This is a genomic window from Xanthobacter sp. 91 (assembly GCF_000702385.1).
GTDB classification, from domain to species: domain Bacteria; phylum Pseudomonadota; class Alphaproteobacteria; order Rhizobiales; family Xanthobacteraceae; genus Xanthobacter; species Xanthobacter aminoxidans.
Genome location: NZ_JNIB01000001.1, coordinates 2,682,100 through 2,702,316, shown reverse-complemented (window position 1 = coordinate 2,702,316; position 20,217 = coordinate 2,682,100). Strand labels below are relative to the sequence as shown.

At 66.6% G+C, this 20,217-nt stretch carries 26 protein-coding genes; 14 read left to right on the top strand and 12 right to left on the bottom strand.

Features of this window, described 5'->3' with window-relative positions; translation table 11 throughout:
* Positions 1-13 precede the first annotated feature (13 nt).
* The 8 genes from A37E_RS0112820 to A37E_RS0112785 all read right to left on the bottom strand — a co-directional run bounded on the left by A37E_RS0112820 (position 14) and on the right by A37E_RS0112785 (position 7,800).
* Positions 14-949: an ABC transporter ATP-binding protein gene (locus tag A37E_RS0112820; protein ID WP_038193013.1), complete on the bottom strand. Its 936-nt coding sequence runs from the start codon at positions 947-949 to the stop codon at positions 14-16.
* Positions 950-954: 5 nt separating this feature from the next.
* Complete coding sequence (gene ntrB / locus A37E_RS0112815) at positions 955-1,794, bottom strand: nitrate ABC transporter permease (RefSeq protein ID WP_024277352.1); 840 nt, start codon at positions 1,792-1,794, stop codon at positions 955-957.
* Positions 1,795-1,798: 4 nt separating this feature from the next.
* Positions 1,799-3,163, bottom strand: coding sequence for a CmpA/NrtA family ABC transporter substrate-binding protein (locus A37E_RS0112810; RefSeq protein WP_029556949.1), 1,365 nt, complete (start codon positions 3,161-3,163; stop codon positions 1,799-1,801).
* 73 nt (positions 3,164-3,236) lie between these two features.
* Positions 3,237-4,415: an FAD-dependent oxidoreductase gene (locus A37E_RS0112805; protein ID WP_029556948.1), complete on the bottom strand. Its 1,179-nt coding sequence runs from the start codon at positions 4,413-4,415 to the stop codon at positions 3,237-3,239.
* Positions 4,412-5,038, bottom strand: coding sequence for a 2-hydroxychromene-2-carboxylate isomerase (locus A37E_RS0112800; protein ID WP_029556947.1), 627 nt, complete (start codon positions 5,036-5,038; stop codon positions 4,412-4,414). Before A37E_RS0112800 ends, A37E_RS0112805 begins: the two co-directional genes overlap by 4 nt.
* Positions 5,039-5,059: 21 nt before the next feature.
* The gene (locus A37E_RS0112795; RefSeq protein WP_029556946.1) at positions 5,060-5,923 is read right to left on the bottom strand and encodes a sulfurtransferase; all 864 of its coding nucleotides are present in this window, start codon (positions 5,921-5,923) and stop codon (positions 5,060-5,062) included.
* An 88-nt stretch (positions 5,924-6,011) separates the two neighbouring features.
* Positions 6,012-7,145, bottom strand: a complete 1,134-nt coding sequence (locus tag A37E_RS0112790; RefSeq protein WP_029556945.1) for an acyl-CoA dehydrogenase family protein — start codon at positions 7,143-7,145, stop codon at positions 6,012-6,014.
* 88 nt (positions 7,146-7,233) lie between these two features.
* On the bottom strand, positions 7,234-7,800 hold the full coding sequence (locus A37E_RS0112785) for an OsmC family protein (RefSeq protein ID WP_051678987.1): 567 nt from the start codon (positions 7,798-7,800) through the stop codon (positions 7,234-7,236).
* 220 nt (positions 7,801-8,020) lie between these two features.
* On the opposite strand from A37E_RS0112785, the gene A37E_RS0112780 reads away from it, so the two are divergent.
* From A37E_RS0112780 to A37E_RS0112725, 13 genes are all read left to right on the top strand, one after another.
* Complete coding sequence (locus A37E_RS0112780) at positions 8,021-8,656, top strand: TetR/AcrR family transcriptional regulator (protein ID WP_029556943.1); 636 nt, start codon at positions 8,021-8,023, stop codon at positions 8,654-8,656.
* A 144-nt stretch (positions 8,657-8,800) separates the two neighbouring features.
* Entirely contained in the window at positions 8,801-9,928 is a 1,128-nt protein-coding gene (locus tag A37E_RS0112775; protein WP_029556942.1) for a zinc-dependent alcohol dehydrogenase family protein, read from the top strand.
* 94 nt (positions 9,929-10,022) lie between these two features.
* Positions 10,023-10,160, top strand: a complete 138-nt coding sequence (locus A37E_RS26890) for a hypothetical protein (RefSeq protein WP_155982215.1) — start codon at positions 10,023-10,025, stop codon at positions 10,158-10,160.
* Positions 10,161-10,318: 158 nt separating this feature from the next.
* Positions 10,319-10,921, top strand: a complete 603-nt coding sequence (locus A37E_RS0112765) for a 50S ribosomal protein L25/general stress protein Ctc (RefSeq protein ID WP_029556941.1) — start codon at positions 10,319-10,321, stop codon at positions 10,919-10,921.
* 78 nt (positions 10,922-10,999) lie between these two features.
* Positions 11,000-11,608 (top strand): aminoacyl-tRNA hydrolase, encoded by a 609-nt coding sequence (gene pth / locus A37E_RS0112760; protein WP_029556940.1) that lies wholly within the window; start codon positions 11,000-11,002, stop codon positions 11,606-11,608.
* Between the two features lie 149 nt (positions 11,609-11,757).
* Positions 11,758-12,858 carry a redox-regulated ATPase YchF gene (gene ychF, locus A37E_RS0112755; protein ID WP_029556939.1) on the top strand — a complete coding sequence of 367 codons (1,101 nt, stop codon included), beginning with the start codon at positions 11,758-11,760 and terminating at the stop codon, positions 12,856-12,858.
* Between the two features lie 9 nt (positions 12,859-12,867).
* Entirely contained in the window at positions 12,868-13,341 is a 474-nt protein-coding gene (locus tag A37E_RS0112750; RefSeq protein WP_051678986.1) for a MaoC/PaaZ C-terminal domain-containing protein, read from the top strand.
* Positions 13,342-13,409: 68 nt separating this feature from the next.
* The gene (locus tag A37E_RS26885) at positions 13,410-13,802 is read left to right on the top strand and encodes a hypothetical protein (RefSeq protein WP_156026304.1); all 393 of its coding nucleotides are present in this window, start codon (positions 13,410-13,412) and stop codon (positions 13,800-13,802) included.
* Between the two features lie 10 nt (positions 13,803-13,812).
* Positions 13,813-14,145: a hypothetical protein gene (locus A37E_RS0112745; RefSeq protein ID WP_029556937.1), complete on the top strand. Its 333-nt coding sequence runs from the start codon at positions 13,813-13,815 to the stop codon at positions 14,143-14,145.
* A gap of 202 nt (positions 14,146-14,347) precedes the next feature.
* Positions 14,348-14,545, top strand: a complete 198-nt coding sequence (locus A37E_RS25960) for a hypothetical protein (RefSeq protein WP_051678985.1) — start codon at positions 14,348-14,350, stop codon at positions 14,543-14,545.
* A 25-nt stretch (positions 14,546-14,570) separates the two neighbouring features.
* Positions 14,571-14,915: a hypothetical protein gene (locus tag A37E_RS0112735; RefSeq protein ID WP_029556935.1), complete on the top strand. Its 345-nt coding sequence runs from the start codon at positions 14,571-14,573 to the stop codon at positions 14,913-14,915.
* Positions 14,916-15,113: 198 nt separating this feature from the next.
* Entirely contained in the window at positions 15,114-15,578 is a 465-nt protein-coding gene (locus A37E_RS0112730) for a MaoC family dehydratase (protein WP_029556934.1), read from the top strand.
* Positions 15,575-16,060 carry a MaoC family dehydratase gene (locus tag A37E_RS0112725; RefSeq protein ID WP_029556933.1) on the top strand — a complete coding sequence of 162 codons (486 nt, stop codon included), beginning with the start codon at positions 15,575-15,577 and terminating at the stop codon, positions 16,058-16,060. Before A37E_RS0112730 ends, A37E_RS0112725 begins: the two co-directional genes overlap by 4 nt.
* A gap of 6 nt (positions 16,061-16,066) precedes the next feature.
* Here the strand turns inward: A37E_RS0112725 and A37E_RS0112720 are convergent, their stop codons facing one another.
* Both A37E_RS0112720 and A37E_RS0112715 read right to left on the bottom strand, forming a co-directional pair.
* Positions 16,067-17,896 (bottom strand): ATP-binding cassette domain-containing protein, encoded by a 1,830-nt coding sequence (locus A37E_RS0112720; protein WP_029556932.1) that lies wholly within the window; start codon positions 17,894-17,896, stop codon positions 16,067-16,069.
* A gap of 139 nt (positions 17,897-18,035) precedes the next feature.
* Positions 18,036-18,215: a DUF465 domain-containing protein gene (locus A37E_RS0112715; RefSeq protein WP_024277333.1), complete on the bottom strand. Its 180-nt coding sequence runs from the start codon at positions 18,213-18,215 to the stop codon at positions 18,036-18,038.
* Between the two features lie 177 nt (positions 18,216-18,392).
* Between A37E_RS0112715 and A37E_RS0112710 the strand changes: the two genes are divergently transcribed.
* The gene (locus A37E_RS0112710) at positions 18,393-18,599 is read left to right on the top strand and encodes a DUF465 domain-containing protein (RefSeq protein ID WP_024277332.1); all 207 of its coding nucleotides are present in this window, start codon (positions 18,393-18,395) and stop codon (positions 18,597-18,599) included.
* Between the two features lie 95 nt (positions 18,600-18,694).
* Here the strand turns inward: A37E_RS0112710 and A37E_RS0112705 are convergent, their stop codons facing one another.
* A complete protein-coding gene (locus A37E_RS0112705) occupies positions 18,695-19,180 on the bottom strand; it encodes a peroxiredoxin (protein ID WP_024277331.1) in 486 nt (161 codons plus the stop codon).
* A 95-nt stretch (positions 19,181-19,275) separates the two neighbouring features.
* The gene (locus A37E_RS0112700) at positions 19,276-20,181 is read right to left on the bottom strand and encodes a protein-disulfide reductase DsbD domain-containing protein (RefSeq protein WP_081837569.1); all 906 of its coding nucleotides are present in this window, start codon (positions 20,179-20,181) and stop codon (positions 19,276-19,278) included.
* Between the last annotated feature and the right edge of the window lie 36 nt (positions 20,182-20,217).

The window sequence follows — 20,217 nt, the reverse complement described above, 5'->3', positions numbered from 1 at the left end:
GGTCGAAGGTCCGTCAGTCCCGCGCATGGGCGACGGCGGGGAAGGGAATGGTATTGGCCGGCGCCGGCTCGGGCTTCGGCTGGCGGCCGAGACGCACCACGGGCGGGTGGCGGCGGTCGTAGCCAGCCGGCATCTCCGTCTTGAAGGTCCGGCTGCGGGAGACGAGGAAGTCCACCAGATGGTTGCGCACCGCGTAGTAATCCTCTTCGCGATGGATGCTGTCGCGGGCGCGCTCCATGGGCAGCGGGTTCTCGACCACCTCGGCGATCATCGCCTCCGGACCATTGGTCATCAGCACGATCTTGTCGGCGAGGTAGATGGCCTCGTCCACGTCGTGGGTAATCATGACGACGGTCTGGCCGGTGGACTTGCAGATGCGCCGCACCTCGTCCTGCAACGTGCCGCGGGTGAGCGCGTCGAGCGCGGAGAAGGGCTCGTCCATGAGCAGGATCTTCGGCTCGATGGAGAGCGCGCGGGCGATGCCCACGCGCTGGCGCATGCCGCCGGAGAGTTCGGCCGGTCGCTTCAGCTCGTTGCCCTTGAGGCCGACGAGATCGATGAAGCGGCGCGCCCGCGCCTCCACCTCCGCCCGACCCGCCTTGCGCCAGCGGGAAGAGACGGCATAGCCCACATTGCCGATGACGCTCTTCCAGGGGAGCAGCGCATGGCCCTGGAAGATCACCGCGCGGTCGAGGCTCGGGCCGGAAATGGCCTGCCCGTCCACCACCACCACGCCGTCCGAAGGCTCCTCAAGCCCGGCGAGGATATTGAGCACGCTCGTCTTGCCGCAGCCGGAATGGCCGATGATGCAGACGAACTCGCCCTGCGCCACGGGAAGCCAGAGATCCTCGAAGATGGTGGTGGAGCCGCCACCCGCCGCCGGATAGCGCCGGGCGATGCCCTCGATGGAGATGAATTTGGGATCGCTCTCGGTCCTGGGGTTCGCCATGGCCCTCACTCCGGAAACGTCACGCGCTTCTGCAGGCGCGCGAGAATGAGGTCGAGCGCCATGCCGACGACGCCGATGAGCAGGATCCCCACGATCACATTGGCGATGGAGAGGTTGTTCCACTCGTTCCAGACGAAGTAGCCGATGCCGGTTCCGCCCACGAGCATCTCCGCCGCCACGATAACCAGCCAGGCGATGCCGATGGAGATGCGCATGCCGGTGAGAATGGTGGGCGCTGCCGCCGGCAGGATCACGGTGAAGGCGCGCCGCCACGGCCCCACCTCCAGCGTGCGCGCCACGTTCAGCCACTCCTTGCGCACCGCCCCGACACCGAAGGCGGTGTTGATGAGCATGGGCCAGACCGAGCAGATGAAGATGACGAAGATGGCCGAGAGGGAGGAATCCTTGATGGTGTAGAGGGCGAGCGGCATCCAGGCCAAAGGCGAGATGGGCTTGAGCACCTGGATGAAGGGATCGAGCGCCCGGTAGGCCAGCGGCGACATGCCGATGAGGAAGCCGATGGGCACCGCCACCAGCACCGCCAGCCCGTAGCCGATGAACACGCGGCCGATGGAATAGAGGAGTTGGAGGCCGAGGCCCTTATCGTTGGGGCCGTTGTCGTAGAACGGCCGTTTCAGGTTGTCCCAGAGCTTGCCCGCCACATCGAGCGGCCCCGGCATGGCGGACTTGGCGCCCTCCGTGGCGATGCCCATCAGCTTGGCATATTCGGGATCGAGCGCCGGCCCAGAGCTCGCGCTCGGGGTGACGGCGATCTGCCATAGCGCGCAGAAGGCGACGAACATCAGCACCGAGAGGAGGCCGGCGCGCACGCCGAGGCTCTTCATCCCCTCAGCTCCGCTTGATGGCGAAGGAATTGACGTATTCGGCGGGCTTTGCCGGATCGAACACCTTCCCCATCACCGAGAACGACTTCATCGTGGTGGCGGGCGGGGTGAGGCCCATCTCCTTCATCACCTTCGCGGCGTCGGTGGCGAGGAAGACCTCGTTGGCGACCTTGGTGTAGTCCACGTCACCCTTCACCTGCCCCCAGCGCTTCATCTGGGTCAGCATCCACACCGCGAAGGAATCCCACGGGAAGGGATCGAAATCGACGCGCTTGGGGTCGTCCTTGATGTTGCCGAGCCCGTCGGCGTACTTGCCCACCAGCACCTGCTCCAGCACGATCGGCGGCGCGTTGAGATAGGCGGCCGGCGCGATGGCCTCGGCGATGGCCTTGCGGTTCTCGGCCTTGGAGGCATAGCCGGTGGCATCCACGATGGCCCGCAGCAGTGCCGCGTAAGTATTCGGCATGGTGGAGATGAATTCCTTGCTGGCCGCGAAGGAACAGCAGGGGTGCCCGTCCCACATGGTCTTGGACAAGGAGTGGATGAAGCCGACGCCGTCGAACACCGCGCGCTGGGCCACGTTGTCCGGGGCGAGGAAGCCGTCGATGTTCTCGGCCCTGAGGTTCGCCACCATCTCCGGCGGCGGCACCACCCGCAGCTGAACGTCGGTATCCGGATCGATGCCGTTCTCGGCCAGCAGGTAGCGCAGCAGATAGTTGTGCATGGAGAAGTCGTAGGGAATGGCAAGCTTCATCCCCTTCCACGACTTCACATCCATCTTGTCCTTGTGCTTGATGCCGAGCGTGAAGGACTGGCCGTTGATGTTCTCGATGGCCGCCGCGACGAACGGGATCGGGTTCGAGCCCAGCCCCTGCGAGATGGCGAGCGGCATGGGCGCCAGCATGTGCGCGGCGTCGTATTCCTTGTTGATGGTCTTGTCGCGCACCACCGCCCAGCCGGCCGTCTTCACCACCTCCACGTTGAGGCCGTGCTTGGTATAGAAGCCCATGGGATGGGCCATGATGATGGGCGTGGCGCAGGTGATGGGGATGAAGCCGACCTTGAGGTCGGTCTTCTCCGGCTTGCCGGTCTGGGCGAAGGCTTCGGTGGCGACATCCAGCGGGAAGAAGGTGGCGAGGGCCGCCGCCGCGGTGGAGGTGCCCACGGCCTTGAGGAACGCGCGGCGCTTCAGGTCGTTGGGAAACAGCGCCCGCATGAGGCCGGAGGCGACCACCTCCTTGTAGCGCGCCTCATCGGAGAGCGTCGCCGCCCGCTCCGCCGCCGCATGTTCCTGCGCGCTCGCGTGCCGCCCGCACAGGCAGCGGCGCAGCGTGGACTTCAGCGAGAACGGGTTGGAAAACATCGACATCAGGGCTCTCCGTGAGGGCTTGCGATGGACCGGACAAACGTGACGCTGGGATAGGGCAATGCCCGTGCCACGCTCACCCAGGAACGGGGATGGGCGGCGGGGTGGCGAGCGCCTTGCGCGCCAGCATGTGGCTTTTCGGATCGTTGACGGAGGCGACCGCGACGAGGCGATCCCCCGCGAAGTACCTGACGCAGAAGCGTCCGGCGGCGACGTCGCCCTCGCATTCGGTGCGGGCGTGCCCGTCGAGAAGGCCGGCGATCTGCAGCTTCACATCATACTGATCGGACCAGAACCAGGGGACCGGATCGTATGCAACTGCCCCGCCGCTGATTGCTTTTGCGGCAGCCTTGGCCTGATCGATCGCATTCTGCACGGATTCGAGGCGAACCCGCCGGCCGTAGAGCTTGCTCGGGAAGTTGGCCACATCTCCGGCAGCATAGATGTCGGGCACGCTGGTGCGGGTCGCCTCATCCACCCGGATGCCGTTCTCCATGACGAGGCCGGCATCGGCGCCGACTTCGCCATTGGGCACAGCGCCCACGGCGGAGAGCACGAGATCGGCCGGCAGCACCCGTCCGTCGGCGAGTTCCACGCCCGTCACGCCATCCGTGCCCAGAATGCGGGCGACGCCGGTGCCGGTGAGGATGGTGACGCCATGCCCCTCGTGCAGCACGCGGGCGAAATCGGAGATGGTGGTGCAGGCGACGCGGGCGAGAAGACGCGGGGCGCCTTCCACCACGGTGACATCGAGCCCCAGCGTCTTCGCCTTGGCCGCCGTCTCCAGCCCGATATAGCCGCCCCCGATGATGACCAGCCGCGCGCCAGCAAGCGCAGCAGAGCGGAAGTGCTTCACATCGTCGATGCTGCGGATGGAAAACACGCCCGGCAGTTCCGCCCCCGGCACGGGCAGCGTGCGGGCGCGGGTGCCGGTGGCGATCAGCAGCGCGCCGTAGGTGAGGCGAGTGCCGTCGGAAAGCTCCACCTCCTTGCCCACGGGCAAGATGCGGGCGACGCGGGTGGAGAGGCGCATGTCGGCGCCAGCCTCGGCATAGAAGGCGGGCGCCTTCAGCTCCAGCCGGTCCTCGGTCATCTCGCCGCCGAGATAGGCCTTCGAGAGCGGCGGCCGCTGATAGGGCAGATAGGGCTCGTCGCCGATGACGATGATGGGCTTGCCATAGCCCTCCGCCTTGAGGGAGGTGACGGCCTGTGCCGCCGCCTGCCCGGCCCCGATGATGACCAGCGGCGCGCTCACGACAGATGCTCCTGCGCCACCGGCTCCTGCGCCACACCCAGCGCGGCGGCGACGAACAGCAGCCGGTCCTGGCCGAAATACATCTCGCCGTTCACGAAATAGGTGGGCGAACCGAACACGCCGGCCTCGATGGCGGCCGCGGTGTTGCGCGCGATCTTGTCGGCCGCCTCCACGCTGTCGGAGAGGGTGGCAAGCTTCTCGCCATCCAGCCCCACCCCATTGGCGAGGCGGACGAGGTTGTCCCGCTCGGAAATCTGGATGTCCCGCGCCCATACGGCGGAAAGGCAGGCGCCGATGAGGTCGGCGGGGTCGATGCCCTCAAGCTGCGCCGCCGCGATGAGACGACACGCGGGAAGCGTATCCGTGGGCCAGAACTTCGGCTCGGCATTGATGGAGATGCCGCGCACCTTGGCCCAGCGCACGATGTCCTGCTTGCGATAGGCGTTGCGCTGGGGCGACTGCTTCGCCGGGGCGGTGGACCCGCCCTCGGCGAAGACCTTCAGGATGTCGACGGGACGCCAGAGGATGTCGGCGCCCGCCGCACGCGCGATCTCGCGCAGGCGGCCGTGCCCCAGATAGGCATAGCCGGACTGGGGGCTGAAATAGCAGATGATCTCGGGCACGGCGGGGCTCCTTTGGCTCGGTCAGCCGAGGGCCGCAGCCGGGTGCCCCTCCTCGATGGGCAGGGACGGATCGCGCGACCACTCGTTCCAGGAGCCAAAATACATCTTCACGTCCTTCACCCCCGCCTCTTTCAGCGCGAGGAAGGTGTTGGAGGCCCGCGCCCCTTTGAAGCAGTAGAGATAGACGGGGGTCTCGGGCGAAATGCCCACGGTGGCGCACTCGGCGAGGATCTCGGCGGAGGACTTGAAGCGCGGCCCCTCGGCGGTCGGCTTCATCATGCGGTACCACTCGATCCACTTGGCGCCGGGGATCCGCCCCTTGCGGGGGCAGAAGTCCTTGCCATAGGGCGACGAGCTTTCGCCGATCCACTCATCCACGTCGCGCACGTCGAGCTTGGCGACGGCCGGGTCTTCCACCGCCTTCAGCATGGCCGCAGCATCGATGATCAGCTCGCCGGCCGCCGGGTCCACCGGGAAAGTGGTGGCCTTGGGCTCGGGCACGTCGGTGGAGACAGGAAGGCCCGCGGCCGTCCAGGCGGCAAACCCGCCATGCAGCACCTTCACCTTGGGATAGCCGAGGAAGGTGAGCAGGAAATAGCCGCGGCAGGACTGGCCGAAGCCGGAATTCATGGACTGCTCGTAGATCACCGCCGTCTCGGTGCCGGAGAGGCCGGCCTTGCCGAAGGCGTCGGCGAATTTTTCCGTCAGCTCGGCATAGCCTTCGGGGGTCGAGGTGGCGAGGAAGGTGAAGATCTCATGCAGGTTCACCGCACCGGGAATGTGCCCGGCGGCGTAGCTCGCGGGGTCACGGGTGTCGATGACGACGGTGGGTTCAGACAGGATGAGGGTCGAAAGATCGGACGGCGAAATCAGGATTGCGCTCATGGTGATCCCCTCTTGCGGGTCGGGAGGACACTCTTTCGGAAGGCACCGGGGGCTTTTGCCCCTCATGTTTTGAAACGGGCGGCCGGCCTCAGGCCGGCATCTGGTCCAGCATCAGCTTCAGCTGCTTGGTGGCGGGCGTGACGATGGCGACGAAATAGGCCTCGCGCAGGCGCCGCTGGCAGCGGGAGGCGCGCACATAGCCGCGGGCGCCGCAATGGAGCATGGCGTTGTGGGCGGCTTCGACGCTCTTCTCGCCGGCGAGCAGGCGGGCGGAGACGACGCGGCGCCAGTAGTCCGGGCTCTCGTCGAACGGCGTTTCGGCGAGGGTGTTCACCTCCGCTTCCATGGCCGCCAGCGTCTCGCAAAGCTGGTCGGGCTGGACGTCGAGATAGTGGTTCACGTGACCGAGGGGCTCCTCCACCTCGCGCATCATGGCGATGCAGTCACGGATAAGGCCGAAGGCCATGCCGGCCTGGAGCAGGATGAACCCGGCCCGCATCTTCTTCACGAACGACATGGCGTCGTGGGCCAGCACCATCTCGTCGGGAATGAACAGGTCGCGCACCTGCACGGCGTAGGTGCCGGTGCCGTCCATGCCGAGGAACGGCTCGCAGGGCTTCAGCGTCACGGCCGGCTCGGCGCAGTCGATGATGGCCATGACAGGCGCGGCGCCGTCCACGGCGAAGATGCAGCCGAAGAAATGGTCGGGGCCGAGGTTGGAGACCCAGGGCAGGATGCCCTTCACCTTGTAGCCGCCCTCCACCCGCGTGCCCTTCAGCTTCAGGGCCTCGATGCCGAAGAAGGACTTCATGGGGTTGGACAAAGCGGTACCGCCGAGCACATGTCCGGTGGCGACGGCGGCGAGATATTTGGCGCGGGGCGCCTCGTTCTCGGAATTGATGAGGTACCAGACCAGCGTGTTCTGACACCAGGCCATGAAGCCCGTGGCGGCGCAGACCTCGGACATGCGCGACATGCCCTCGATGGCATTGCCCAGCCGGTGGCCTTGAAACAGATGCAGGCGGAAGGCTCCGGCGTCGGCGAAGCGATGCAGCAGCGTTGCGGGATAGGTGCCCTCGTCGATGGCCCGCGCCCAGGCGGACAGATCGGTCCGCGCGATCTTGCCGATCTCGTCGAGGGCGATGCCGGCATCGAGATCGACCGCAGCAGGGTCATGCGGCGACAAGGCAGTGACGGCGACATGCGACACAGGCAGCGACATGGCGATCCTCAACGGGAAGAGGGCGGGAGCCTGCCCGGCCGTTGCCGGGCAGGGATGCGTCCGAAGGCGGCCGGCTGGTCGGCGCCGGTCAGCCCAGCGCCACCTCCAGGTTCACCGGACGCACGAAGGTGTTGGCCACGGGCGACCACTTGGTGACGTGGGAGATGAGCGCCTCGACCTCCTCCTTCGGCACGCCGTCGCACTCCATGTCGACCTTCACGCGCACGTCGGTGAAGCCGACCGGCTTCTCGCTGACGTCGCCCGTACCCCACACGGCGGTGATGTTGAGGTCGCCTTCCAGCTGGAGTTCCAGCTTGCGGACGGTCCAGCCGCGATGCACCGCATTGGCGTGGAGGCCGACGGCGAGGCAGGAGCCGAGCGCGGCAAGCGACGCTTCGGAAGGGTTCGGCGCCGTGTCGTCGCCGAGCAGGCCCGGGGGCTCGTCGACGATGTAGGGCTCGAGATTGCGGATGTAGTTCGCGTGACGGAAGCGGCCTTCGGCGACGGTCTTGCACTTCAGGGTTTTGATGACCTTGGGGTCCGCCTTGCCGGCCGCGATCAGCTTGGCGAGGCCTTCCTTGTCGATGGGCGCAAGGCAGCCCGTGGTCGCTTCTGGCGCGAGGCAGCCGGTCAGTGCGGTCTGGGGCGCAGTCATCAGGATCTCCTTGGGTCGTGTAGACAGACCGGTCTGTCTTATGCACGCGCCATGCCAGATCCGCCAAAGGCAGCGACGGACTGAAGGATACCTGCGTTTCCTTATGAGAAATAAGGAACTGTGGGAAAAGTGGACGCGGCTTGTCCGGCACGGTTCGTGCCTGTAGAAAACAGACAGGTCTGTCTGAGTGCACGCGAAAGCAGCACACTGGTGAGAAGCGATGCAGCAAACGAAGGCAAGCCGCCCCAAGGCTAATCCCCACGCCGCCCCGGACGCGGGCGAGGCGGAGCCGAAGGCTCGCGAGCGCATCCTTCAGGCCGCGACGCGCCTGTTCTGCCAGCACGGCATCAATGCGGTGGGCGTGGACGCCGTGGTTGCCGAGGCGGCAACGGCTAAGGCGACCCTCTACAAGTCGTTCGGCTCCAAGGAACGGCTGGTGGAGGCGGTGCTGGAGCGCGAGGGCGCGGCATGGCGCGACTGGTTTCTCGGCGAACTGCTGAAAGGCGAGGCAACCGCACAGGTGCGCCTGCGCCGCATCTTCCCCGTGCTGCGCGAATGGTTCGGCGACGCCCGCTTCTTCGGCTGCCCCTTCATCAATGCGGTGGCCGAGCACGACAAGGCGGACGACCGCATGCGCCAGATCGCCCTCGCCCACAAGAAGGTGGTGCTGGAAACCATCACCCGCCTCGCCGCCGAGGCCGGAGCGCGCGATCCCAACGGGGCGGCCCACCAGTTGGGTGTCCTGATCGACGGCGCCATCGTCGCCGCCATGATCACCAAGGACGCCAACGTCGCCCTGCTGGCGGGTCAAACCGCCGATCTGCTGCTGTCCGGCATGGCGGCCGAAGCGGCCTGACGGACGCCCCTCCGCCTTCCCGCTCACGCTCCATGCGTCCAGAGCGGGAGACGGCTCGCTCCCCCTGCGAAATGCGCAGTCTCCCGCGCTTGACGCTCCGCCCCGCGGCGTCCGAAAACGCGGTAACAGCATCGGGAGGAAAAGATGCAGATCCGCGCCGCCGTCCTGCGCACGTCTCCGGTCAACAAGCCCTATGCGGACACGCGCCCGCTCTCCATTGAAACGGTTCAGCTCGCGCCGCCCCAGGCCGGCGAGGTGCTCATCAAGGTGGCGGCGGCGGGGCTGTGCCATTCCGATCTGTCCGTCATCAACGGCGACCGGCCGCGTCAGCTTCCCATGGTGCTCGGCCACGAGGCGGCGGGCGTGGTGGTGGAGACCGGTCCGGGCGTGGACGATCTCAGCGCCGGCGACCATGTGGTGATGAGCTTCGTGCCCACCTGCGGCACCTGCCCGTCCTGCATGGAAGGCCGCGCCCAATTGTGCGGGCCGGGCCAGGCCTCCAACGGCGCCGGAACCCTGCTCGGCGGCGGGCGGCGGCTGAAGTGCGATGACGGCACCGATATCTACCACCTGTGCGGGATCGCCGGTTACGGCGAGTATGCGGTGGTCTCGCGCCGCTCCATCATCAAGATCGACAAGGAGATGTCGCTCATCGACGCCGCCCTGTTCGGCTGCGCGGTGATGACCGGCGTCGGCACGGTGGTGAACACCGCCGGCGTGCGGCCGGGCCAGAGTGTCGCCGTGGTCGGCCTCGGCGGCGTCGGCCTCTCCGCGCTGATGGGCGCAGTGGCGGCGGGTGCCGACCAGATCGTCGCTCTGGACTTGTCTCCCCAGAAGCTCGACCTCGCCCGCCAGATCGGCGCGACCGACACCTTCCTCGCCAGCGATCCGGACATCGTGGAGGCGGTGAAGGAGGCCACCCGCGGCGGCGTGGACCATGCCATCGAGATGGCCGGCTCCGCCCCCGCCTTTGAGCTGGCCTACAAGATCACCCGCCGGGGCGGCACCACCACCACGGGCGGCCTCGCCAATCCCAACGCCCGCATCTCCCTGCCGCCGGTGCATCTCGTCGCCGAGGAGCGCACCATCAAGGGCAGCTACATGGGCAGCTGCGTGCCGCCGCGCGACATCCCGCGCTTCATGGCGCTCTACAAGCGCGGCAAGCTGCCGGTGAACCGCCTGCTCTCCTCCACCGGGCCGCTCGACACCATCAACGAGAATTTCGACCGCCTCGACCGTGGCGAAGTGGTGCGGCACGTCATCGTCTACTGAGGCCGGAAAGGACGCGCGCCGGGGCCGCGGCGGCGCGGCCCCTTCCCTTCCCCGGTGGATCGCCTAATCTGCCGCGGGTTCCCGAGGAGAAGTCATGCGCGTCGCCATCCGTCTCGCCGCCGTCGCCGCGCTGGCCATCGCCGTTTCCGGCTGCGACAAGTGCGGCAACTGGTTCGGCCAGGGTACGCCGGTGGGCAAGCCCGGCGCCTGCCAGTCCGCGACGCCGCGCTGATACCCCCTTTTACCGCGCCGCTTCCTTGCATCGGCGGGGCTCCGCCGCTATAAGCGCGCCTTCGCTTTCGGCATGCGCCCCCCTGGAGGCGTGCCGCAGGGCGAAATCGCGCGTCCATACGGATGCGGCGATGGAAACTCAAAATCAGGACAAGTGCCATGACTGCCATCAAGGAACTGAAGGCTGTGGCGCGCCCGCGGGCCGGCAAGGGGGCCGCCCGTGCCGAGCGCCGCGCCGGGCGTGTGCCCGCCGTGATCTACGGCGAGAAGCAGGACCCCATCACGATCTCGCTCGACTTCATCGAGATCAACAAGATCATCTATGCCGGCCACTTCCTCACCACCCTGTTCGAGGTGGACGTGGACGGCACCAAGCACCGCGTCATCCCGCGTGACTACCAGCTGGACGTGGTGAAGGACTTCCCCGTTCACGTGGACTTCCTGCGCGTCTCCAAGGGCGCGACCGTGACGGTGGAAGTGCCTGTGCACTTCGTGAAGCAGGAGGCTTCCCCGGCGCTCAAGTCCGGCGGCACCCTGAACGTGGTCGCCCACACCGTCGAGCTGGAATGCCCGGCCGAATCCATCCCGGAAGCCATCGAGGTCGACCTCACCGGCGCCGCCTATGGTGACGCGTTCCACCTGTCCTCCCAGAAGCTCCCCGCGGGCGTGACCTGGGTCGGCCAGGGCGACGACACCCTCGCCACCATCGTCGCCCCCGTGGGTGGCGAAGAGGAGCCGGCGGCGGAAGAGCCCAAGGCCTGAGCTGATCGCTGACCAGTACCGGGCGCCGCGCTTGTTTAAAGCCGCGGCGCCCCGTTTTTCGGGCCGGAGATCCGCCTCATGTTCCTGTTCGCAGGGCTCGGCAATCCCGGCCCGAAATATGCCGGCAACCGGCACAATGTCGGCTTCATGGCACTCGACGCCATCTGCCGCCGCCATCGCCTCGGCCCGCTGCGCCGCCGCTTCCAGTCCGCGGCCGCCGAAGGCGAGATTGCCGGTGAGAAGGTCATCGCGCTCTTTCCCGAGACCTTCATGAACGAGAGCGGCCGGGCCGTCGCCGAGGCCCAGCGCTTCTACAAGATTCCCCTCGACCACATCTTCGTTTTCCACGACGAGCTGGACCTGCCCCCCGCCAAGGTGCGGATCAAGAAGGGCGGCGGCAATGCCGGCCACAACGGGCTGCGGTCCATCACCGCCCAGTGCGGCAACGATTACTGGCGCATCCGCCTCGGCATCGGCCATCCCGGCGACAAGGCTCTGGTGCATGCCTATGTGCTCAACGACTTCGCCAAGTCCGAAAAGGGCTGGGTGGATGCCGTGAGCGACGCCTGCGCCGATTTCGCCGAACTGCTGGTGAAGCAGCGCCCCGACGAATTCCAGAACCGCACCCACCTCTTTCTCGAAGCCCAGGGCTTCGGCGAGCAGAAAAGGGTCGGCGAGAAGGGCTGAGGCCGCGCCTAGGCCCATGCGCCCCTGGCCGGGCGGGTTGCGCACCCGAGGCCCGAGGGGCTATGCGATCCCAACGGCCGCAGCGCGGCCTGATCCTTATCTCCATCCTGCAGCCGCACCGGCGGGCGGGTGCAACTCCTGAGCGGTCCATGGGCTTCAAATGCGGCATCGTCGGGCTTCCCAACGTGGGCAAGTCCACCCTCTTCAACGCGCTCACCCAGACGGCGGCGGCGCAGGCGGCGAACTATCCGTTCTGCACCATCGAGCCGAACGTGGGTGACGTGGCGGTGCCCGATCCGCGCCTCGACACGCTGGCGGAGATCGCCGGCTCGGGCGCCATCATCCCCACCCGCCTCACCTTCGTGGACATCGCCGGCCTCGTGCGCGGCGCCTCCAAGGGCGAGGGGCTCGGCAACCAGTTCCTCGCCAACATCCGCGAGTGCGATGCCATCGCCCATGTGGTGCGCTGCTTCGAGGATGGGGACGTGACCCATGTGGAAGGCAAGATCGCCCCGGTCAACGACATCGAGACCATCGAGACCGAGCTGATGCTCGCCGATCTCGAGAGCCTGGAAAAGCGCGTCACGGCGCTGGAGAAGAAGGCCAAGGGCGGCACCGACAAGGAGGCCAAGGAAACCCTCGACCTCGTCATGCGCGCCCTGGTCCTGCTGCGCGAGGGCAAGCCCGCCCGCCTCGCCGAGGTGAAGCCGGAGGAGCGCAAGCTCTTCAACCAGCTGGGCCTGCTCTCCGCCAAGCCCGTGCTTTACGTGTGCAACGTCGAGGAAGGCTCGGCCAAGGAGGGCAATGCCCTCTCGGCGGAAGTCTTCAAGCGCGCCGCCGAGGAAGGCGCCAAGGCCGTTGTCGTCTCGGCCAAGATCGAGAGCGAGATCGCGGTGCTGCCCCCGGACGAGCAGAAGGAATATCTGGAGGCCATCGATCTCGACGAACCGGGCCTCAACCGCGTCATCCGCGCCGGCTACGAGTTGCTCCAGCTCCTCACCTACTTCACCGTGGGTCCGAAGGAGGCGCGCGCCTGGACCATCACCGCGGGCACCAAGGCCCCCGCGGCGGCGGGCGTGATCCATACGGATTTCGAAAAGGGCTTCATCCGCGCCGAGACCGTCGCCTTCGATGACTACGTGAAGTTCAAGGGCGAGGCCGGCGCCCGCGAGGGCGGCCGCTTCCGCCTGGAAGGCAAGGACTACGTGGTCGCCGACGGCGACGTGCTGCACTTCCGCTTCGCCAACTGAGGCTCCGTGATGGTCGGGGCCGGGCCGCAGTTACTCGGCCGCTTCACCTTCACGGCGGAGGAGATCGTGCGCTTCGCCCGCGCCTACGATCCCCAGCCCTTCCATGTGGATGCGGAGGCGGCCGCCGCCTCCCCCTTCGGCACCCTCATCGCCTCGGGCTGGCACACGGTCTCAACATGGATGGGCCTGTTCGTGCGCGCCCATGGCGCGGCGGTTGAAGCCCTGCCCCCCGACCACGCGGCGGTGATCGCACCTGTCGGCGTCGGCTTCGGTCTCATCGACCTCAAATGGCTCGCCCCGGTCCGCGTCGGCGACACCATTACCTTCTTCACCGAAATCCTCGACGCCCGCCCCAGCACCAGCCGCCCCGGCTGGACCATCTACCACCGCACCGGCAGCGCCCGGCGGGAGGATGGGACCGAGGTGATGCGCTTCGAGCTGAGGCATCTGGCGCCGGACGCGCGAGAGTCGCGCCACTGTTAGCATGCTGCAGTTGCACATCGGAATATATTCCTATATCGTCTCCTTCGGATTGACGGAGGAGAGCGGCTGTGTCGCAGACAGATGCAGAATTGGATGCCCTCGACCGATTGCGCCGCCTCACGCGGCGGCTGAACCTCGACGTCGCAGCATGGCGACTCAAGCTCGCATTGAAGGGCAGCTATGATCCCAGCCAGCCGCGTATCCCCAGCGGCCAGCCGGGTGGCGGGCGATGGGCCGGAGGCAGCGACGGCAGCACCGGGCCCAAACCCACCGGTGCGGAGCGACGTGTGTCGATGGCGGCGCGGCGCATTTCGCCCGCGGCAGAAGCGGAATGCGAACGCTTGAACAAGAGAGACATGGCGTACTGCACGGCCATCAAGAATCCAGCATGCCACGGTCAAGCATCCCTGCGATATGCTTTCTGTTTAGCCGGAAAACCGATTCCTCCTCTCCCATTCTGAGAGAATAAAAATGTTAATTCTGACTCACACGCTTTATCTCAATCGCCCTGAAGGCGAAATTCCGATCGCAATCCGTATTTACAGGCCAGAACCCAAGGACGGCTGCTGGGCCTGCACTTTCGAAATCGACTGGCCGGAGGGCACCAAGACCATGTCCGGCGCCGGCCTAGATGCATTGCAGGCGCTGGTGATATCTTTGCAGATGATCGGAATCCAGATCTATACGAGCACCTATCATCACGATGGAGCCCTTCGCGCCTATGACAACGAAGAGGGCTATGGCTTTCCCATCGCCCGAAACGTCCGCGACCTATTGGTCGGCGCTGACAAGATTTATTTATAATCCCGATTGATATACCCGCGTACGAAACCGCGTTTAGATGCAAGGGACAATTTTTTGAAATCTAATAATGCTTATTATGACCCATATTCTACATCTTAATGGGCCATCGGACAATGTTCCCATCGAAATCCGCCTGTATCAGCCTCACCTGACGGATGGGTCATGGACATGCAGTTTCGAAATCGACTGGCCCGAGAGCCGAATGGTTCGCTATGGCGTGGGCGAAGATGCGCTGCAGGCGCTGGTCATCACGCTGCAGATGATCGGCGCCCAGATCTACACAAGCCCGTATCATGAGGACGGCAGTTTGCGAGCCTACGACAAGGAGGACGGCTACGGTTTCCCGGTCCCGAACAACCTGCGTGACCTGCTCATCGGCGTCGACAAGATAAGCTTCTGATTTCAGTCCCTCGCGGAGCCCCGCCATGGTGATCCTCACGCACACCCTTTTCATCAGGGGAGAGACCGGCGACACGCCGGTGGAGATTCGCCTTCACCAGCCCGAACACCTCGTGGAGGACTTCGGCGAGTCCTGGGGCTGCCGCTTCGAGATCGACTGGCCGGACCGCACCAAAAGCATGGTGGTTCACGGGGTGGATGCTTTGCAGGCGCTCATTCTGGCCATGAAGTGCGTCGGCGTGCACCTTTATGTGTCCGAGTATCACGACGACGGCGTGCTCTATTCACCCGGTCGCGAAGGCGGTTATGGGTTTCCGGTCACCCAGAATATCCGTGACGTTCTGGTGGGGAGCGACAAGGCCACCTTCTAGAGCACGCGCCGATCAGCTTGCGTCGCAAGCTGATCGGACAACGCGTTCTCACTCCTTAAATTAGAGGGCGATTCACCGATCAAATTGATTCAATTTAATCGGATCGTGCTCTGGCCTGATGCGCCGATATCCCCACGCCCAGCTTGACGTTTGCGTCATCCTCGCCTTCCATCGGCCTCCAACGACAGGGAGGCCGCCTTGCCCGACATCTTCTTCGAAGATTTCATCATCGGTGAGGTGAAGACGTTCGGCTCGCACAAGGTGACGGAGGAGGAGATCCTCGCCTTCGCCCGCGAGTTCGATCCCCAGCCCATGCATCTCGATGCGGCGGCGGGCAAGGTGTCCCTGCTCGGCGGGCTGGCGGCTTCCGGCTGGCATTCGTGCGCCATCATGATGCGGCTCGTCTGCGACGGCTTCCTCCTGCGCACCGCCAGCATGGGCTCGCCCGGCGTTCCCGAGAACAAGTGGCTCGCCCCCGTCTTCCCCGACGATGTGCTCACGCTCCGCCGCACGGTGCTGGAGAGCCGCACCTCCAGGAGCAATCCGGACATGGGGCTCGTGACCTTCCGCTTCGAGCTTCTGAAGGCCGACAAGAGCGCGGCGTTGGATCAGACCTGCGTGGTCATGGTCGGCCGCCGCAACCCGGGAGCGCGCCTCGCATGATGTATTTCGAGGAGGTCGAGGCGGGCGCCACCGCCGCGCTGGGCAACCACACCTTCACCGAGGCGGAGATGCTGGCCTTCGCCCGTCTCTATGATCCCCAGCCGTTCCATGTGGATCCGGAGGCGGCGCGCCGCAGTCCGTTCGGCGCGCTGGTCGCGTCCGGCTGGCACACGGCCGCCATGTGGATGAAGTGCTTCGTCGCCTCCAACATGGCGCTGCCCAAGGAAGCCTCGAAGCCCGGCGAGGAAGGCGTGCCGGGCGGCGGCTCCTTCGGCCCAGCCTCCGGCTTCACCAAGCTGCGCTGGCTGAAGCCGGTCTATGCGGGAGATACCATCTCGTTCGCCACCGAGGTGCGGGACAAGATCAACATCAAGTCCCGCCCCCAATGGGGCTTCCTGCGCACCTACAATACCGGAACGAACCAGCACGGGGATCTGGTCATCGATTTCGAGAGCACCGTGCTGATGCGGCGCCGCCCCTGAGCCGCCCTACCCTTCGAGTTCCTCTTTCAGGATTTCGAGGCGCAGCCATTCCTCTTCCGCCGCGTCGAGGGCCGCCTGCGTCTCCGCCAGCGCCGCCGAGGCCTTGTCGAAGCGCGCCGGGTCGCGGGCATAGAGCGCAGGGTCGGCGATTTCGGCGGCGAGCTTCTCCAGCTTGGCGCGCAGGTCGTCCATGGTCTTGGGCAGCGTCTTCAGCGCGTGCTGTTCATGGAAGGAGAGCCGTCGCTTCGCCGCGGCTGCGGCGCCGCTAGCTCCCTTGCCGGCGTCCGGCTTCGGCTCGCCCCCCTTTGCCTTCGACGCGGGCGCGCCCTTGTCCCGTGCCTCCACACCGCGGCCGCGCTGGGACAGCATGTCCGAATAGCCGCCGGCATATTCGCGGAACATCCCGTCCCCCTCCGCCATGATGACGCTGGAGACGGTACGGTCCAGGAAGTCACGATCGTGGCTGACAAGGATGACGGTGCCGGGATAGTCGGCCACCATCTCCTGCAGAAGATCGAGGGTTTCGAGGTCGAGGTCGTTGGTGGGCTCGTCCAGCACCAGCACGTTGGAGGGCAGCGCCAGCGCCCGCGCCAGCATCAGCCGGCCGCGCTCGCCGCCGGAGAGCACCGAGAGCGGCGCGTTGGCCTGCTCGGGGGTGAAGAGGAAGTCCTTCAGATAGCCCATCACATGCTTGGGCACGCCGCCCACCTGCACCTGGTCCGAGCCGCCGCCGGTCAACGCATCGCGCAGGGTGGTGCCGGGGTCGAGCGCGGCGCGCTTCTGGTCGAGGCTGGCGACTTCCAGATTGGTGCCGAGCTTCACCGTGCCCGAATCGGGGGCAAGCTCGCCGGTGAGCAGCTTGATGAGCGTGGTCTTGCCGGCGCCGTTGGGGCCGATGATGCCGATGCGGTCGCCACGCAGGACGCGGGTGGAGAAATCCTTCACCACCTCCCGCGCGCCGAAGGCCTTGGCGATGTGCTTCGCCTCGATGACGAGCTTGCCGGACGCCTCCGCCTCGCTCACCGCCAGCTTGACGTTGCCGACCGCGCGGCGCTCATCGCGGCGGTCCTTGCGCATGGAATGCAGCAGGCCCAGCCGGCGCACATTGCGCTTGCGACGGGCGGTGACGCCGTAGCGCAGCCAGTCCAGCTCCGCGACGATCTTGCGGTCGAGCTTGTGGCGCTCGGTCTCTTCCTGTTCCAGCACCTCGTCGCGCCAGGCTTCGAACGCGCCGAAGCCCTGCTCCAGCCGCCGGGTCTGGCCGCGGTCGAGCCAGACGGTGGCGCGCGAGAGGGTTTCGAGGAAGCGCCGGTCATGGCTGATGAGCACCATGGCCGACTTCAGCCCCTTCAGCTCGCTTTCCAGCCATTCGATGGCCGGCAGATCGAGATGGTTGGTGGGCTCGTCCAGCATCAGCACGTCCGGCTCCGGCGCGATCACGCGCGCCAGAGCGGCCCGGCGGGCCTCGCCGCCGGAGAGGTGAGCGGGGTCTTCCTGTCCTGTCAGGCCCAGCTCGGTGAGGAGATATTGGGCGCGATAGGCATCGTCGCCCGGTCCGAGACCGGCTTCCACATAGGCGAGCGTCGTCGCATAGCCGGAAAAGTCCGGCTCCTGCGGCAGGTAGCGCACGGTGGTTCCGGGCTGGAAGAAGCGCGTACCGGAGTCCGGCTCGATGAGCCCCGCCGCCACCTTCAGCAGCGTGGACTTGCCCGAGCCGTTGCGACCGACAAGGCACACCCGCTCGCCCGCCGACACGGAAAGCTCCGCGCCGTCGAGCAGAGGGGTGGCGCCGAAGCGCAGATGGATGTCCTGGAGGAGAACGAGCGGAGGAGCCATGGGGCCGGATTAAAGCCCTTGGGTCCGGAACGCAAAGGCCGTTCGCGCGGAACGCCGCTTTGCGCCGCCCGTCTCACAGGACAAAGAGATGTGCGCGGCGCCACACCTCACGCGGGCGACGCACACATCTCGCAAGCCATCAATGTACGGTGGAAGTCGGATTCAGCTTCGACATCTGGTCCTTGAGAACCAGCTTCTTGCGCTTCAGCTCTGCGACACGAAGAGGATCCGATGCGGGGCTATTCATTTCGCGGTTGAGCTCCTGCTCGATGGCCGCGTGACGCCGCTTCAGTTCCTGAAGGTGCGACTGGATGGACATTCTTAGCCACTCCCTGTCTGCAACACGACATCAGTCTGTCACGGAGCCGGCGAAGAGTCGACCGCCTTTCCGCCACCTCCGGCGACCTCCCATCTTGCGGCGCGGCATACCCGTGCCATAGTCATTCCAAATGGGGCGAGCGGGCGGCGGACCTGCGCGCCGGTGACAGGACCGGGCATGACGAGCGACGAGGAACGGGATCTCAAGGTCCACCTGGAACGCCTGAAGCAGGAGCATCGGGATCTCGATGCGGCGATCGAGGCGCTGACCAGCGTGTCGGGATCGGACATCCTGCAGATCCAGCGGCTCAAGAAGCGCAAGCTGCAGCTGAAGGACCGCATCGGCCAGATCGAGGACGAATTGTTCCCCGACATCATCGCCTGAGAGCGCGCGAGAACCGCGCGAGGCCGGCCCTCCTGAGGAGGGGTCCGGGGCGCGGAGGCCGGGCGTGCCCGGCATCCGTCAGTCGGTAAGAAGGATCAGAGCTGGGCGAGCAGCGCGGTGGCGCCGGAGGCGTCGGCCTTGGAGGGCACGTCCTCCACGTTGAGCGTCTTGACCACGCCGTCCTCGACCACCATCGAATAGCGCTTGGAGCGCACGCCGAGGCCGGCGGCCGAGCCGTCGAAGGTGAGGTCGAGTGCGGCCGCGAAGGACGCGTCAGGGTCCGCCAGGAATACGATCTTGCCGTCGGAACCGGAGGCCTTTTCCCAGGCGCCCATGACGAAGGGATCGTTCACCGACACCACGGCGATGGCATCCACGCCCTTCGCCTTGATGGCGTCGGCCTCATGCACATAGCCCGGCAGGTGGTTCTTGTGGCAGGTGGGGGTGAAGGCACCCGGCACCGCGAACAGCACCACCTTCTTGCCCTTGAAGATTTCGTCGGTGGTCTTCGGCACGGGGCCGTCCTCGGTGGGAACACGGAAGGTGGCGTTGGGCAGTTTGTCGCCGACCGAAATGGGCATCGTCTTCTCCACAGTCTTGGGCGTTTGCGCCCGCGCCGACAATACGGGCTTTTGACGGGGAGAAAAGCGCTGGCTGCGGGCCGGAGCGGCCCAGCTCAGCGTGGCGGCAGCTTCGGAACAGGCACCGTTGTCACGATCGCCTTCGTGCCGTCCACGAGCGTCAGGGTCAGCGGCGTGCCGGACGGATCGGTGCCGGCGGGTACGCCGTCGAGGGGCAGCTCGAACCGTCCGGTGCCGTCCGGCAGCATGGTCTTCTGCGGCAGTGGCAAGGCCCAGCGGTCCGGCCCCTCGGCGAACAGATCCGCCTTGGGATTCTGCGCCCTGACCTCGATCACGAGACGCGGCGGTTCGGCGCTCGCGTCCAGTTCGACCTTCTGCACCGAGGTCGGCTCGGCAACGCCCAGCGGACGTTCCACCGGCAGTGCCGCGCGGGCCGCCGAAATGCGGGACGCCTCGGCGCCCGCGTCGCCGCCAAGCGCGATGGAGAGGTCGGCGCGGGCGGGCATGCACAGGGCCTCGCACACGGCGAAATCGAACGCGAGGGCGAGCCGCGCCGGCTTGTCCTTGTCCTTCAGCTCCACCTTCAGGGGGAACAGGACCGCCCCCTTGTAGCCGATGGAAAAGCCCCCGCCCCCGTCAGCGAAGCGCTTGGGCGCGGGCCATTCCATCTCCACCCGGGCGATGTTCTCCGAACCGCTCCAGTCCAGCGTCGGCGGCACGCCACTGTCGCCGGGATAGCGCCAGTAGGTCTTCCAGCCGGGGGCGAGCTTCAGCTCGATGCCCGCATCCGCCGTCGTGCCGGAGACGGCACCCGCCATCAGGACCACATCCGCGCCCGGCACCTTCACCGGAGGCGCGCTCGCAGCCCATGCGGCCGGCGAGAGAGCGGCAAGCATGGCGCCGGCGAGAAGTGCGCGGGCGAACACGCCACGAGACGACAACAGGAAGGCGGGCCGGACCGCCGGCCAAGCGCCCAGGGCGCGCTGAGGGGTCGATGTCATGGGCCTAGCGGGTACCCGCTCGCGGCTTCGCCGCAA